Source organism: Cellulomonas denverensis (assembly GCF_012396125.1).
GTDB classification, from domain to species: domain Bacteria; phylum Actinomycetota; class Actinomycetes; order Actinomycetales; family Cellulomonadaceae; genus Cellulomonas; species Cellulomonas denverensis.
Map to the genome: position 1 here is coordinate 1 of NZ_JAAXOX010000004.1, position 13,641 is coordinate 13,641.

Sequence of the window (13,641 nt, forward strand, 5' to 3'; positions counted from 1 at the left end):
CGACCACACGCTGAGCGGGTGGAACCTGACCCAGGACGGCACCGGTGAGGCGGCGGACCGCTCGGCCACCCCGGAGCCGCGGTCGGCGCTCCGCCGGGCGGCCAGTGGGTCGGCGCCGCGGTCGTCGCGCAGCGCCCCGGCAAGCACGGCGTCGAAGCCGGAGCCGGTGCCGCGCGTGGCGGTGCGGGCCTCGGCGACGATGCCGGTCCGGGTGGCCGCGGTGGTCTGGACGGTGGTCATGCGGTCACTCCCAGCAGGGCGGTCAGGTCGGTCAGGTCGCTCGACCCGGTGGCCGAGGTCCCGGTGAGCGCGGACAGCAGGCTCGCGGTGGCGGCGGAGGAGCCGGTGGCGGAGCCCGCGCCGCTGCCGGCCAGCACCGCGAGCGCGGTCTGCCCGGCCGATGCGGTGCTCGCGGCGGTGGCCGCACCCACCTCGGCTGCCGACGGCAGGATCCGGCGGATGGTGGTCGGCTCGGTGTAGACGTCCCGGATCCGCACCTGGTCGCCGGGCTTGGGGGCGTCGATCATCTGCCCGTCGCCGACGTAGATGCCGATGTGGCTGCCGCCGCCGAACACGAGCAGGTCGCCGGGCCGCGCCTGGTCCAGCGACGGCACCTCCTCGCCGAGGGTCATCTGCTCCCGGGCGGTGCGCGGGATGCCGGTGACGCCCAGGTCGGCGAGGGCGCGCTGCACCAGGCCGGAGCAGTCCAGCCCGCCCTCGTCCAGCGACTCACCGCCCCAGACGTAGGGCGTGCCCTGGTAGGCCTTGGCGGCCTCGACCAGCGACTCCCCGGTCACCGAGCCGGAGACGGTGGTGGTCGCGGTGGTGCCGGTGTCCGCGCTCGCGGTGGCGAGCGCCTGGGCGAAGGCGGTGGTGGCCTCGGTGCTGGTCGCGGTCGTGGTCGTGGTGGTCGTCGTGGGTGCCACCAGGGCGCGGATCTCGGCCATCCGGGCCTGCACCGCGGCGATGCCGGTCATGCGTCCTCCCCGGGCAGGGCCGGGCGGGTGCCACCGCGGCGGCCGGCGATCTCGTCCAGCACCAGCTGTTCGGCCCGCTGGTCCGCCTCGGCCTCGGCGGTGGCGTGCTTGTCCTCGAGCTTCTCCAGCGTGCGGGTCCGGGTCCGGGCGGCCGACCAGTCCTCGGCCCGGTCGTCCATCACCTGCTGGGCCGCGGCGGTCAACGCCCGCTGCTCCACCAGCAGGCCGCCGAGCGCGAGCCGGCTGGCGATCACGGCGCGCAGGGCGGTGGCATCGGTGCCGGCCGGCAGACCCGCGGCGCCCAACGCGTCCTCGGTGGCGGCCCGGCGGGCGGCGGCGGTGTCCCGGGCCCGGGTGGCACCGGCCAGCTCGACCGCGGCCTGCTCCTCGGCCAGGGCGCGCAGCCGCAGCAGGCCGGCCAGCCGGAAGGCGCTCATCGGATCTCCCCCATCGCGTCCACCAGGGCGGCCAGCCGGGACCAGGACTGTGCGGCGGGGGCGGCCTCGTCCATGCCCTGGCGCAGGAAGTCGTCGATCGCCCCGGCATGGGCGACCGCGGCGTCCACCAGCGGGTTGGAGCCGGCGACATAGGCGCCGACGTCCAGCAGGTCCTGGGCCTGGCGCCGGGCGGCCATCACCCGGCGGAGCTGGGTGGCGAGCTGCTTCTGCCCGCCGTCCAGCACCCGGGAGGCCACTCGGCTGATCGAGCCCAGCGCGTCCACCGACGGGAAGTGCCCGGCGACCGCCAGCTTGCGGTCCAGCACCACGTGCCCGTCCAGGATCGACCGGGCGGCGTCGGCGATCGGCTCGTTGTGGTCGTCGCCGTCCACCAGCACGGTGTACAGCCCGGTGACCGAACCGACCGGCCCGGTCCCCGCGCGCTCCAGCAACTGGGCCAGCAGGGCGAAGGTGCTCGGCGGGTAACCGCGGGTGGCCGGGGGCTCACCGACCGACAGGCCGACCTCGCGCTGGGCCATCGCCACCCGGGTCAGCGAGTCCATCATCAGCACCACGTCGTCGCCGCGGTCGCGGAACCACTCCGCGATCCGGGTCGCCACGAACGCGCTGCGCAGCCGGACCGCGGGCGGCTCGTCGGAGGTGGCGACCACCACCACCGAGCGGGCCAGGCCCTCCGGTCCCAGGTCGTCCTCCAGGAACTCGCGGACCTCACGGCCACGCTCCCCCACCAGCGCGATCACCGACACCTGGGCCTCGGTACCCCGGGCGATCATCGACAGCAGGGACGACTTGCCGACCCCGGACCCGGCGAACAGGCCCAGGCGCTGACCCCGGCCGGCGGCGACCAGCGTGTCCAGCACCCGCACCCCGAGTTCCAGCGGCTGGTCCACCCGGGCGCGCGCCAGCGGGTGCGGGGCATGGCCGGTGACCTCGACCTGGTCGATGCCGGTCAGCGGGCCCTTGCCGTCGATCGGGCGGCCCAGGCCGTCCAGCACCCGGCCGAGCAGACCCGGTCCGACCGGGGCACTCAGGGCGCGGCGGTGCGGGCGGACCCGCATCCCGGCCCGCAGACCGTGGGTGGGGCCCAGCGGCATGCAGTGTGCGGATCCGGCGCCGGTGGCGACCACCTCGGCCAGGGTCTCGGTGGCACCGGAGTCGATGCCGACCAGCTCGCCGACCGCGGCGCCGGTGCCGGCCACCTCCACGGTGAGGCCGACCACGCCGCGCACGGTGCCGGTCCGCTCGGGGGCGGCGGCGGTCAGCGCACGGTGCCAGCGCGGGGCGAGCTCGGCGGTCGGGTGGAAGGCGGGCGCGGGGCGGACCGCGGCGGCACGCGGCGATCCGGTGGTCGCGGCGTCGCGCTGGGCGGGGAGCACGGGCCCGGTCATCGCGGGTCCACCCCCAGCTCGGCCCGGGCCCGGGCGAGTGCGGTGCCGATCCGGGCGTCCAGCACGCCGTCGGGGAACTCCCCGACCGCGTCGCCGGGCGCCAGCGCCGGGTCGGCGACCAGCTCGACCCCGGCCGGCGCCGGGGCACCGGCACCCGCGGCGACCAGGGTGTCCAGATCGGCGGGGTGCAGCCGGATGGTGTGCAGCCCGGCACCGGGCATCGCGGCCAGCACCCGGGCGAGTGCGGCGCGGGCGGAGGTCTCCCGGTCCGACAGCTCCCGGCCGAGCACGGCGGCGGCCAGCTCGGTGGCGGCGGCCACCAGCGTCTGCTCGGCCTCGGCCAGCACCGGCAGCGCACGGTCGGCGGCGGCCCGGGCGGCGGCGGCCAGCGTGTCCAGCGCCGCCCGGTGCTCCGCGGCGCGGCGCGACTCGGCGGCGGCCGACTCGGCCCGCACCCGCTCGGACTCCAGCTCCGCGGCACGGGCGGCCTCCCGGGCACCAGCGGCGTAGCCCGCGGCGTACCCGGCGGCATAGCCCGCGGCGCGGGAGTCCGCAGTGTGCTGCGCCGGGACGTTCCCGGCGAAGGCGGGCGTGAAGGTCTCAGGCAACGTACTCGTCCTCGCCCTCGCGCCGGATCACGATCTGGCCGGACTCCTCCAGCCGCCGGATCACCTGCACGATGCCGGCGCGGGCCTCCTCGACCTGGGACAGCCGGACCGGGCCGAGCAGCTCGACCTCCTCCTCCAGGTTCTCCCGGGCACGCTCGGACAGGTTGCGCAGGATCTTCTCCCGCACCTCCGGCGCCGCACCCTTCAGGGCGACCGACAGCTCGTTGGTCTCCACCCCGCGCAGCACCAGCTGCATCGCCCGGTCCTCCAGCAGCACGATGTCGCCGAAGACGAACATCCGGCTGCGCACCTCGTCCGCCAGGGACTCGTCCCGGTTGGTCAGGCCCTCCAGGATCAGCTTCTCCGTGGTCGGGTCGGCCCGGTTGATGATCTCCACCAGCGGCTGCACGCCACCGATCGCGGCCATCTCGTTCGGGGTCAGCACGGTGGACGCCTTGCGCTGCAGGCTCTCCGCGATCACCTGGACCACATTCGGGGAGGCCCGCTCCATCAGCGCGATCCGGTGCGCCACCTCGGCCTGCCGCTCGGCGGGCAGCCCGGCCAGGATCGCCGAGGCGTGCTCCGGGCGCAGGTGGGCCAGCACCAGGGCGACCGCCTGCGGGTGCTCGCCGTTCAGCAGGGACAGCACCTGCCGGGCGTCGGCGTGCTGCAGGAACTCGAACGGCTGCCCGGCCATCGAGGTCTGCAGCCGCTCGATCATCCCGGCGGCCTCGTCCCGGCCCAGCGCGCCCTCCAGCAGCTGGGTGGCCGCGCCGATGCCGCCGCCCACCGCCGGACCGATCGCGGAGACCTGGTAGAACTCCTCGATCACCTCGTCGGCGACGCTCTGGTCCAGGCGCTCCAGCCGCATGATCTCCGCGGTGAGCTCCTCGATCTCGGCGGTGTCCAGCTGGGACATCACCCGCGCGGCCCGCTCCCGGCCGAGCTGCAACAGCAGCATCGCGGCCTTCTGGGTGCCGGTCAGGCCCTGAGTCATGGTCGGCGTACTCATCGCCGCCCCGCCGGGTTGCTCATCCAGCCGCGCAGCAGGTCGGCGACCTCACCCGGCTGCTCGTCGGCCAGCGCGGAGATCTCGGCCCGCTTGACCGCCAGCGACTCGGCGACCGGGTCCACCTCGGCGGGGCCGGGCAGGGCCGGCGGGATGTCCGCGGGCTCCTCCAGCTCCGGCAGGTCGGCCGGCGGCTCCATCACGGTGGTCAGCTCGCCGATGTCCAGCGCCTCGCGCTTGGCCCGGCGGGACCGGCGGGCCAACACCACCGCGACGATGATCACCAGCAGCAGCAGGCCACCGGCGATCGCGGCCTGCCGGATCAGCGACCCCCGGGCGGCGGCAGCGGCCTCGGCATCGGCGGCGGCCAGGGCGTCGGCGGCCGCGTCGGCCCCGGTGGTGTCGAAGGTCATCCGCTGCACCGAGATGGTGTCGCCGCGCTCGGCGTCGATCCCGGCGGCGGCGGACAGCATCTCGGTCAACTGGGCCATGTCGATCCCGGCGGCGGCGGTGGTGTCCACCGCGACCGCCAGCGACTGGCGGCGGACCGAGCCCGGCGCCTGCTGGGTCACCTCGGTCACCTTGTTCACCGCGTTGTTCACGTCCTCCGAGGTGCTGGTGTAGCTGCCGTCGCCGGTGCCGTCACCGCTGGGCACCGCGATGTTGTCCGGCCCGAGCACCCCGGTCGCCGTGCCGGAGCCGGTGCCGGTGTACTCCTCGGTGGTGGTCGAGGAGGCCAGCGGCGGCACGTCCTGCGCGGCGGAGAACTCCTCGGTGGTGCGCTGGGTCTGGTCGTAGTCCAGGTCGGCGGCCATCGTCACCGCGGACTTCCCGGCGCCGAGCACCTGGTCCAGCAGCGCCTGCACCGCCGAGGTGACCCGGCTCTCGTAGTCGGTGGTGGTCTGGTTGCCGGACGCCCCCGCCACACCGGTGCCGACGGCGGACAGCACCTGGCCGCTGGCGTCGATCACCGCGACGTCGGTGGCCTTCATCCCCTCGATGCCGGCCGACACCAGGTGCACGATCGCCTCGACCTGATCGGTGGACAGCGAACTGCCCGCCGTGGTCCGGATGAACACCGAGGCGGTCGGGTCCTGCTGCTCGGAGACGAACACCGAGTCGGTGGGCAGCGCGAGCTTGACGCTGGCCGAGTCGACGCCCTGCATCGCACCGATCGTCTTGGCCAGCTCGCCCTCGATCGCGCGCTGGTAGGTGGTCTGCTGCTGGAACTCGCTCGACGTCATCGACATGCCGTCCAGCAGCGAGTAGCCGTCGCCGTCCTCGTTCGCGGGCAACCCGGCCGCAGCCAGCTTCAGCCGCATCGAGTACAGCTGGTCCGCGGGCACCAGCACCGTGCTGCCACCGTCGGTCAGCTCGTACTGCACCCCCTCGGAGCTGAGCTGGTCGACCACCGCGGACGCATCCGCCGCGGACAGGCCGGAGAACAGCGGGCTCATGGTCGGCTTCGTGGCCCAGCTGGCCAGCGCGATCCCGCCGAGCACCAGGGCGGCGACCGCGATCAGCGCGAAGGTGCGCTGCGGCAGGCTGAACTGCTTCACCGCCGCGGACAGCCGCCCGAACAGGGACTTCACCTGCGCGGGCATCAGGCCTGCATCCTCATGATCTCGGTGAAGGCGTCGACCGCCTTGTTCCGGACCGCGGCGGTCAGCTCCAGCTGGAGCTTCGCCTCGGCGGCGGCGACCGTGTAGTCGTGCACGTCGTCCAGGTCACCGGTGACGGCCTTGATCGCCAGCTCGTTGCTGGTCGACTGCGCCTGGGTCAGGGAGTTCACCGCGCCGCTGAGCACGTCGGAGAAGCCGCCGTCCCCGACCGAGGTCACGGCCGAGCTCGGGTTCAGGGCGGCGAGGTAGCCGGTGCTGGTCACACCGGACACGGGCTGGATGCTCACTGGTTCCGTCCGATCTGCAGCGCGGCCTCGTAGGAGGCCTTGGCCCGGTCGACCACCGCGGCATTCGCCTGGTAGCCGCGCTGGGCCATGATCAGCTGGCCCATCTGGCTGGCCATGTCGATGTCGGGGTACTTCACGTAGCCGTCCTCGTCCGCGAGCGGGTTGTCCGGTTCGTAGACCATCCGGCCCTCCGCCGACCCGAGTGCGATCCCGGCCACCTGTGCCCCGCCACCGTTCTGGCTGGAGATCTCCGAGGCGATCACGTACTTGGCCTGGTAGGCGTCCTCGTTGGTCGCCCGGACGGTGTTCAGGTTGGACAGGTTGTCCGAGACCGCGTCGATCCACTTGCGGTACACGGTCATTCCGGTGCTGGCGATGCCGATCGCCCCGAAGGTGGTCATCAGGAAGTCCTCATGGCGGTGCGGATGGCGGAGAAGGTGCCGTCGATCGCCTGCGTGGCCAGCTGGTAGCGCAGGTTCGTGTCGACGTTGAGCAGGGTCTCGGTGTCGAGGTTGACGTTGTTGCCGTCCTCGCGGGTGGGCTCCAGGGAGCGCGCCACCGTCGCCTCGGCCGCGCCGCTGCCGTTGCCCACCGCCCGGGACAGCGCATCCTCGAAGGACACCCGCTTGGCCTGGTAGCCCGGGGTCTGGATGTTCGCGACGTTCTCGGCGATGGATCGCTGGCGCAGCGCCAGGCCGTCGAGCGCGCTGGACAGCGCGACGAAGCTCACGGAATCGAACATGCCCATCGGCCAGTGGTCCTCTTCGAGGGTGGTGCCTGGTCGGCCGATCCGTGGCCTGCTGCGCGAGCGATCCGTGCTCGACCTGCCCATCGGCCGAGGGGTCACCGGTGTGAGGCAGAACGGCGAAAATCGTGGCGCTCGTCCCGGCATTCACAGCAAGGGGTCCGAATTGCCCCGGGATGCCGGATCGCGGGGTGGTTCCGCTAGGTGGTGAAGCCGCGCCACCACCCTGTCCGCTTCGACCTTTCCACGCAGCTTCGGCAGTGTGCCACCTAGCCACAGCACGATGGTGCATGTCGGGCGGCCGGTGGCGATCCGACCGTGCGATGACGTGCGGCTAGGTAGTTCCTGTGCGACCTACGCTGCCTGAGTTCGACCCGGGATAGCCCGTGTTCCGCGAGACCTGCCGACGTCCCGCCCACCCGATGAGATTGCTCGGCCGTATCCGAACGAAAGCACCTCCAGATGACCATCGACTGCCTTCCCGCCACCGGCAACAGCACGCTCCCGCTCGTCCTTGTCTCGCTCGCGCTGATCACCCTCGGCGTGGTGGCGGTCACAGCGGCCCGCCGCTCACGGCGCGGCCCACGGACGCCGATCGCGATGACGGCGCTGGTCGCCCTGGCCCTCGGCGCCGGTTCTTGCCTCGCGATCGCCGACAGCGCGCCCGCCCGGGCGGCAACGTCGACCGAGGACGACTGCGCGGGTGGGACACCGACATCGACACCTGCCCCGAGTGACACAGCACCGGCTCCCAGCCCCAGCCCCGCGAGCCCGGACCCCACCCCCACGCCTTCCGAGCCCAGCCCGCTCGTCGACTACGCGATCGCCTTCCCCGAGCAGACCATCCCCGAACCGCCGACCGGCATCCCGAACCGCGCCGTGATCAACCTCGAGGTGCGCCCCTACGCCCAGAGCCACACGGTGGAGCTGTCGAACACGGGTGAGGTCGACGGCACCGAGCCGATCACCTTGTTCATCCCGGCCCAACCGGACGGCTACTGGACCGTGCTGGGGGTGTTCGGTCCCGGATCCCAGCCGCTGACGGACGTGACCACCATCGCGGTGGACGGCGGCACGCAGGTGGTCGTCCAGACGCCGCTCGCGATCGGCGAGTCGCGCACGTTCGAGATCAGCGTGGTCTACGACCCCGACAACTGGGACCACGTCTTCACCAGCATCGGTTCTGGCCAGCTGGGCGCGCCCAAGCGGCCCGCGTCCACGCTGGAGATCAGCATCTCGGACGCCACCACCGACGACGTGACCTCGAACGACGTGGCGGTGCTGACCATCCCGGAGTTCCTGATCACGATCCCGGATACCGTCGACCCCAATCAGCCCGAGGGCTAGCGCAGGCGCCGGATCAGCCCTCCGCGTCCAGGTACACCGGCAGCGCCGGCGCCCGGGCGGTGATCTGCTGCACCACCGAGGCCTCCCGGCGGCTCATCGCGGCGGCCGCGGCAGTGCGGCGGGCGAGGTCGAGGTGCCGGGCGAGCAGGGCCTCGGCGCGGGTCTTGAGTGCCAGCGGCAGCAGGCCCAACCCGGTGGGCGGGGTCCAGCGCGCGGCGGCGGCGACCTCGGCGGTGGACGGCAGGTGGGTGCTGGCCAGCAGGCGTTCGGCCTCGTCGGCGGCGAGTTCGAGGTCGTCCAGGGCAGTGAGCCAGGCGGCGTCCCAGTCCAGGACCTCAGCCGACACCGAGCACCCCGGTGGGAGCGCCGAGCGCGGCCTCGCGCTGGGTGGGCAGCTCGGCGGACATGCTGGCGGCGGCCTCGTGCCAGGTGTCGCGCAGCGGGGCGAGCACCCCGCGGACCCCGGCGACCCGATCGGCGTCGCCGGTCAGGCCGGCCTCGATCAGTTCGGACAGCGCGAAGGTGTACAGGGCGAGCAGCCCTTCGCCGCCGTCCCAGGCGTCGACGTCCAGGTCGGCGATCAGCTCGGCGACGATCTGCTGGGCGTGCGCGAGCTGCTGGGTGCCGTCCGGTCGCCGGCCCTCGCGGAGCGCCGACTCGGCCCGGTCCAGGTCGAGGACCAGCCGGTCGTAGAGCATGGTCAGCAGCTTCGCCGGGCCGGCGGTGGCGACCGCGTCGGCCAGGAAGCGAGAACGATAGGCGTCGATGCCGGCCATCCTGGGATCCCCCGTCAGTTCGAGTTGTTCGCGTTGAGCTGGGAGATCTGGCTGGTCAGCCAGTCGGACTGCGACTGGAGCTTCTGCAGCGAGACCTCGAGGGCCGCGTAGGTCTTCACCAGGGCGGCGCGGCGGTCGGTCAGCCGGGTGTCCCAGCTGGCGATCCGGTCGGCCAGGTCGTCGACCTCGCCCTGCCACGTGGTGATCTGGCTGGTCAGCGTGCCCTTGGTCTCGTCCGAGGCGGCGGTGGCGACCTTCTCCAGCCCGGCGGCGATCGAGGTGATCACCTGCTGGACCTTCGCCGGGTCGGCGTTCATCGCGGCGGTGAACGTCTCCTGGTCGAAGGTGAAGGTGCCGTCCTTGTTCAGCACGATGCCGACCTGGGCCGCGGAGCTGTCGCCGACCGAGGCGGAGCCCGCCCTGGCCAGTTCCTGCTGCAGCAGCCGGATGGTGGTGTTGCCGGAGAACAGGCCGCCGGTGACCACGGTGCCGCCGTCGTCGGCGGTGGAGGTGCTGGTGGCGGTGCGCGAGCTGATCTCGGACAGCACGGTGTTGAGGTTGTTCACCAGGCCGGAGGCGAGCGAGCTGAGCGCGGTGTCGTTCCGGGTGACGGTGATCGTGGTCGGTTCGGTGCCGGCCTTGACCGCGGTCACCGAGACCCCGGTGGCCAGCTTGTCGAAGGTGTTGGTCGAGGAGGTCACCACCGACTCGGCGTCGGTGCCGGGCCAGAGTGTGATCTTCGCGTCCGCGGCGGAGCGGATGGACTGGGTGGTCAGGCTCGACCCGTCCAGCGGGTTGTCCGCGGTCAGCGTGAAGGCATGGGCGGCGCCGGTCTCGGTGCCGGTGAGCTGGAGCCGGTACTGCGGCTCGGCGGCGGTGCCGACGTTCAGCGCGGAGGCCTTGACCCCGGTGCCGTCCGCGTTAAAGGCGGCCAGCACGTCGGTGATGTTGCTGCTGGCCGCGGCGATCGTCCGGGTGGTGCCGTCCGGGGCGGTCAGCGTGAAGCTGGGGGTGCCGTCGTAGTACTCGGGCAGGGTGTACATCGTGGACTGGGCGGCGGCCGTCGCGTCCACCCGGAAGGTCAGGGTGGAGGGGGTGGCGCCCTCGCCGACGGTGGCGGTGGCGGCCGCGGTGTCCGAGCTGGTGGCCTTGACCGCCTGCCAGCTGCTCGCGGCGGCGGCGCTGGTCGCGGCGGTGGCCAGCGAGGCGACCTTGGTGTTCAGCGTCTGCAGCGCGGTCACCAGGGAGGACGTCGAGGTCTTCTTGGACTTCAGCAGCGTCTGCTGGTTGGCCTCCACGGCCATCAGCTGGTCGATCAGCTCAGTGGTGTTCAGCCCACTGACGAGTCCGTCGATGCCGAGACCGGCCATGGCGGTGCGTTTCCTCTCAGACGATGCGGCGCGGGCGGTGGACCGGATGTGGGTCCGGTCCACCGCCCGTCACGAGCAGGTCAGCTCACTGCAGGAGCTGCAGCACGCTCTGCGGGATCGACTTGGCCTGCGCGAGCATGGCCGTGCCGGCCTGGGACAGGATCTGGGCCCGGGTGAACGAGACCATCTCCGACGCCATGTCGGTGTCGCGGATCCGGCTCTCCGAGGCGGTCAGGTTCTCGACCGCGACGTTGAGGTTGTTGATGGTGTGGTCGAAGCGGTTCTGGACCGCACCCAGCTGGGAACGGGTCTTCGACACGTCGGTGATCGCGGCGTCGATCAGGTCGATCGCCTCGGACGCCCCGGACTTCTGGGTGAAGGTCGGGGAGGCGGCGGCCACGGCGGAGGCGGAGGCGTCCGCCGCCGGCGCGGTGCCGGTGATGACCAGGTCGGTGCCGTCGAAGGCGGCGGTCACGTTGGCGGTGGTGCCGTCGGCCTGGGTGCCGAAGGCGGCCTTCAGCGCGTCGTTCAGCTTGCCCAGGTCGGAGGTGCCGGCCCCGGTGGCGTCAGCCTTGCTGAACTCGACCGAGGCCAGGTCCAGGGACTTCGAGCCCACCGAGACGGTGCCGTTGAGCACGCCCAGTGACACGTCGGCGCCGTAGGTGGCGTCGGCGAAGGTGACGGTGCCGGCGGTGCCCGCAACCGCGTTCACCACGTCGCCCTTGGAGGCGTCGGAGGCGACGGCGGTCACGTTGATGCCGGAGACGCCCAGGCCCTCCGAGGACAGGCCCGCGGTCCGGGTCAGGTCCACGGAGATCTTGTCCTGCGCCGAGGTGTTGGCGCCGACCTGGAAGGTGCCGGAGTACTTGCCGTCCAGCAGCTTGGTGCCGTTGAACTGCGTGGTGTCGGAGATCCGGGTCAGCTCGGTCTTGAGCTGGTCCAGCTCGTCCTGGATGTTGCCCTTGGCGGTGTCGGACAGACCACCGTCGTTGGCGGCCTGGACCGACAGGGTCCGCATCCGCTGCAGGATGGAGTGCGTCTCGGTGAGCGCGCCTTCGGCGGTCTGCACGACCGAGATGCCGTCCTGGGCGTTGCGCACGGCCTGCTGGGTGCCACCGATCTGGGCGCGCAGGCCCTCGGAGATCGCCAGACCGGCAGCGTCGTCCGCCGCGCGGTTGATGCGCAGGCCGGAGGACAGCTTCTCCAGCGAGCGGCTCAGGTCGTTCTGCGTGTTGGACAGGTTGCGGTACGAGTTGAGTGCCGCGAGGTTCTGGTTGATCGACAGACCCATGATCGTGTCCTCCGTGAGTGGGGTCGTAGGTGGCCCATCCGTGGGCTCACCCGGTCACATCGGCCGGGCGTGGACCCGGCTGAGGGATTGGGTGCGGGGAGTTTCAGACCGCGTAGGTCTGCTGCTCCGCCGGGGTGGTGGTGTGCTGGGTGGGCAGCACCGGGGCGGCGGCCGCGGACATCGCCGCGCGGCTGGCCACCGCGGCGAAGTAGGACCGGCGCCGGCGCTCGGCCACCCCGTCCGGGCGGGCGGCCACCGGCACCAGCTCCGGGTCGAGGCTGGCGTTCAGGCCGTCGCGCATCAGGCCCAGCCCCTCGGTGCGCAGCTGGCTGATCCGGGACTGGGTGACGCCCAGCTCCTCGGCGAGTTCGGCCACCGAGCGGTCCTGCAGGAACAGGCCCTCGATCACCAGCCGCAGCCGGTCGGGCAGGGTCTCGACCGCGGCACGCAGGTAGCGCAGCCGCTCGCCCATCAGGACGTTGTCCTCCGGGCCGGGCGCCTCGTCCCGGACCAGGTCGGCCACCGGGTGCACCGCGGCGTCCATCGACAGCACCCGGCGCTCGGCGTCCTGGCGGGCCTGGTCGACGGCGGCCACGTCGGTGCCCAGCTCGCCGGCCAGCTCGTCCCGGGACGGGGTGCGGCCGAGGGTGGCGGTCAGCCGGTCGTGGGCGGCACCGAGCTCGCGGGCCCGGTGCCGGGCGCCGCGGCTCGCCCAGTCCATCGATCGCAGCTCGTCGATCAGGGCGCCCCGGATCCGCAGCGCCGCGTACCGGGCGAAGGGCACGCCGGTCTCGGCGTCGTAGGCCCGGGCGGCCAGCACCAGGGCGAGGTGCCCGGCGGAGACCAGATCCTCCCGGGCGACCGTGGCGGGCACCCGGGCGAGCACCTCGCTGACGTGGTAGCCCACCAGGGGCATGTGCGCCACGACCAGGTCGTCGTGGGCGGCGTTTCCGGCGGCTGCGTTGTTCACCCCCCGGTTCTCGGCCCCGGCATCAATGCGCTTGAGCAATTCACATGAACTTCATGGCGTGTCCGATTCCTCCGTCGCCGACCGGAATTTCGGACCTTTCCGGTCGGCGAATCGGACAAGCTCCCCCATTCCACCGGGTGACACTCGACCGAGTGTGATGCAGCTCACAATCCGTCATGACCGAAGCGCCCGATCCGCCCGATTCGGACAGTCGGCCGGGAACCGTTCACATCCCGGCCCGGGTGACCGATGGACAGGGGGTACCCGCCCCACACCCCAGTGAAGGAGAACCGCGCGATGGCGCTCAGCGAGCTGTCCGACGTCCTGTGGACCGAGCGACACCTGCTCGAACTCCTGCTGTTCAAACTGGAGGAGGAGCAGCTGCTGCTGACCAGTGGGCGCACCCGCTGGCTGGCGCACGCCACCCGCGAGGTGGAGACGGTGCTGGAGCAGATCCGCGACGCCGAACTCGGGCGCTCCGCGGAGTCCGACGCGGTCGCGATCGAGCTCGGCCTGCCCGCCGGGTCGAGCCTGGCCGCGCTGGCCGAGCACGCCCCGGCGCCGTGGGACGAACTGCTGCGCGCTCACCGCGACGCCTTCGTCACCCTCACCACCGAGATCGCGCAGCTGGCCGACGGCAACCGTGAGTTGCTGGCCATGAGCCACCGCGCCACCCAGGAGACCCTGCTGTCGCTGCAGGACTCCGTGCAGACCTACGACGGCCAGGGCAACTCCGCCGCCTCGGACCGCACCGCCCAGCTGATCGACCGGTCGTTCTGACCGCCGGAGAGGA

17 protein-coding genes are annotated in these 13,641 nt (G+C 72.7%); 2 read left to right on the plus strand and 15 right to left on the minus strand.

Annotation, left to right across the window (positions count from 1 at the left end):
- From HGA03_RS09280 to HGA03_RS09325, 10 genes are all read right to left on the minus strand, one after another.
- The coding region (locus HGA03_RS09280; protein ID WP_168629994.1) for a hypothetical protein at positions 1–240 on the minus strand (240 nt) is incomplete at its 3' end.
- Positions 237–977: a C40 family peptidase gene (locus tag HGA03_RS09285; protein WP_168629995.1), complete on the minus strand. Its 741-nt coding sequence runs from the start codon at positions 975–977 to the stop codon at positions 237–239. The genes HGA03_RS09285 and HGA03_RS09280, both read right to left, overlap by 4 nt.
- Positions 974–1,414 carry a flagellar export protein FliJ gene (locus HGA03_RS09290; protein ID WP_168629996.1) on the minus strand — a complete coding sequence of 147 codons (441 nt, stop codon included), beginning with the start codon at positions 1,412–1,414 and terminating at the stop codon, positions 974–976. Before HGA03_RS09290 ends, HGA03_RS09285 begins: the two co-directional genes overlap by 4 nt.
- Positions 1,411–2,823, minus strand: a complete 1,413-nt coding sequence (locus tag HGA03_RS09295; protein ID WP_168629997.1) for a FliI/YscN family ATPase — start codon at positions 2,821–2,823, stop codon at positions 1,411–1,413. The genes HGA03_RS09290 and HGA03_RS09295 overlap by 4 nt, the downstream gene beginning before the upstream one ends.
- Positions 2,820–3,431, minus strand: coding sequence for a FliH/SctL family protein (locus HGA03_RS09300; protein WP_168629998.1), 612 nt, complete (start codon positions 3,429–3,431; stop codon positions 2,820–2,822). Before HGA03_RS09300 ends, HGA03_RS09295 begins: the two co-directional genes overlap by 4 nt.
- On the minus strand, positions 3,424–4,443 hold the full coding sequence (gene fliG, locus HGA03_RS09305) for a flagellar motor switch protein FliG (RefSeq protein WP_239073431.1): 1,020 nt from the start codon (positions 4,441–4,443) through the stop codon (positions 3,424–3,426). The genes HGA03_RS09300 and fliG overlap by 8 nt, the downstream gene beginning before the upstream one ends.
- Positions 4,440–6,044, minus strand: a complete 1,605-nt coding sequence (gene fliF / locus HGA03_RS09310) for a flagellar basal-body MS-ring/collar protein FliF (protein ID WP_168629999.1) — start codon at positions 6,042–6,044, stop codon at positions 4,440–4,442. Before fliF ends, fliG begins: the two co-directional genes overlap by 4 nt.
- Complete coding sequence (gene fliE, locus HGA03_RS09315; RefSeq protein ID WP_210732395.1) at positions 6,044–6,298, minus strand: flagellar hook-basal body complex protein FliE; 255 nt, start codon at positions 6,296–6,298, stop codon at positions 6,044–6,046. Before fliE ends, fliF begins: the two co-directional genes overlap by 1 nt.
- A 47-nt stretch (positions 6,299–6,345) precedes the next feature.
- Positions 6,346–6,750 carry a flagellar basal body rod protein FlgC gene (locus HGA03_RS09320; protein ID WP_168630001.1) on the minus strand — a complete coding sequence of 135 codons (405 nt, stop codon included), beginning with the start codon at positions 6,748–6,750 and terminating at the stop codon, positions 6,346–6,348.
- Positions 6,750–7,091 carry a flagellar basal body rod protein FlgB gene (locus HGA03_RS09325; RefSeq protein WP_168630317.1) on the minus strand — a complete coding sequence of 114 codons (342 nt, stop codon included), beginning with the start codon at positions 7,089–7,091 and terminating at the stop codon, positions 6,750–6,752. Before HGA03_RS09325 ends, HGA03_RS09320 begins: the two co-directional genes overlap by 1 nt.
- 465 nt (positions 7,092–7,556) lie before the next feature.
- On the opposite strand from HGA03_RS09325, the gene HGA03_RS09330 reads away from it, so the two are divergent.
- On the plus strand, positions 7,557–8,441 hold the full coding sequence (locus HGA03_RS09330; protein WP_168630002.1) for a hypothetical protein: 885 nt from the start codon (positions 7,557–7,559) through the stop codon (positions 8,439–8,441).
- 13 nt (positions 8,442–8,454) lie between these two features.
- Here HGA03_RS09330 and HGA03_RS09335 read toward each other — a convergent pair whose 3' ends face one another.
- From HGA03_RS09335 to HGA03_RS09355, 5 genes are all read right to left on the minus strand, one after another.
- On the minus strand, positions 8,455–8,787 hold the full coding sequence (locus tag HGA03_RS09335; RefSeq protein WP_168630003.1) for a hypothetical protein: 333 nt from the start codon (positions 8,785–8,787) through the stop codon (positions 8,455–8,457).
- Positions 8,777–9,217, minus strand: coding sequence for a flagellar export chaperone FliS (gene fliS / locus HGA03_RS09340; RefSeq protein WP_168630004.1), 441 nt, complete (start codon positions 9,215–9,217; stop codon positions 8,777–8,779). The genes HGA03_RS09335 and fliS overlap by 11 nt, the downstream gene beginning before the upstream one ends.
- A gap of 14 nt (positions 9,218–9,231) precedes the next feature.
- On the minus strand, positions 9,232–10,587 hold the full coding sequence (gene fliD / locus HGA03_RS09345) for a flagellar filament capping protein FliD (RefSeq protein ID WP_168630005.1): 1,356 nt from the start codon (positions 10,585–10,587) through the stop codon (positions 9,232–9,234).
- Positions 10,588–10,672: 85 nt separating this feature from the next.
- The gene (locus HGA03_RS09350) at positions 10,673–11,878 is read right to left on the minus strand and encodes a flagellin N-terminal helical domain-containing protein (RefSeq protein ID WP_168630006.1); all 1,206 of its coding nucleotides are present in this window, start codon (positions 11,876–11,878) and stop codon (positions 10,673–10,675) included.
- Positions 11,879–11,981: 103 nt separating this feature from the next.
- The gene (locus HGA03_RS09355; protein ID WP_239073430.1) at positions 11,982–12,848 is read right to left on the minus strand and encodes a sigma-70 family RNA polymerase sigma factor; all 867 of its coding nucleotides are present in this window, start codon (positions 12,846–12,848) and stop codon (positions 11,982–11,984) included.
- Between the two features lie 297 nt (positions 12,849–13,145).
- Here HGA03_RS09355 and flgN point away from each other — a divergent pair, with 297 nt between their 5' ends.
- Positions 13,146–13,628: a flagellar export chaperone FlgN gene (gene flgN / locus HGA03_RS09360; RefSeq protein ID WP_168630007.1), complete on the plus strand. Its 483-nt coding sequence runs from the start codon at positions 13,146–13,148 to the stop codon at positions 13,626–13,628.
- Positions 13,629–13,641: the final 13 nt, after the last annotated feature.

Bases quoted from the DNA above. Each gene is read 5' to 3' on its own strand.
- HGA03_RS09285 (WP_168629995.1), bottom strand. From the start codon at position 977: ATGACCGGCATCGCCGCGGTGCAGGCCCGGATGGCCGAGATCCGCGCC.
- HGA03_RS09290 (WP_168629996.1), bottom strand. From the start codon at position 1,414: ATGAGCGCCTTCCGGCTGGCCGGCCTGCTGCGGCTGCGCGCCCTGGCC.
- HGA03_RS09295 (WP_168629997.1), bottom strand. From the start codon at position 2,823: ATGACCGGGCCCGTGCTCCCCGCCCAGCGCGACGCCGCGACCACCGGA.
- fliG (WP_239073431.1), bottom strand. From the start codon at position 4,443: ATGAGTACGCCGACCATGACTCAGGGCCTGACCGGCACCCAGAAGGCC.
- fliF (WP_168629999.1), bottom strand. From the start codon at position 6,044: ATGCCCGCGCAGGTGAAGTCCCTGTTCGGGCGGCTGTCCGCGGCGGTG.
- HGA03_RS09320 (WP_168630001.1), bottom strand. From the start codon at position 6,750: ATGACCACCTTCGGGGCGATCGGCATCGCCAGCACCGGAATGACCGTG.
- HGA03_RS09325 (WP_168630317.1), bottom strand. From the start codon at position 7,091: ATGTTCGATTCCGTGAGCTTCGTCGCGCTGTCCAGCGCGCTCGACGGC.
- HGA03_RS09330 (WP_168630002.1), top strand. From the start codon at position 7,557: ATGACCATCGACTGCCTTCCCGCCACCGGCAACAGCACGCTCCCGCTC.
- fliS (WP_168630004.1), bottom strand. From the start codon at position 9,217: ATGGCCGGCATCGACGCCTATCGTTCTCGCTTCCTGGCCGACGCGGTC.
- fliD (WP_168630005.1), bottom strand. From the start codon at position 10,587: ATGGCCGGTCTCGGCATCGACGGACTCGTCAGTGGGCTGAACACCACT.
- HGA03_RS09350 (WP_168630006.1), bottom strand. From the start codon at position 11,878: ATGGGTCTGTCGATCAACCAGAACCTCGCGGCACTCAACTCGTACCGC.
- flgN (WP_168630007.1), top strand. From the start codon at position 13,146: ATGGCGCTCAGCGAGCTGTCCGACGTCCTGTGGACCGAGCGACACCTG.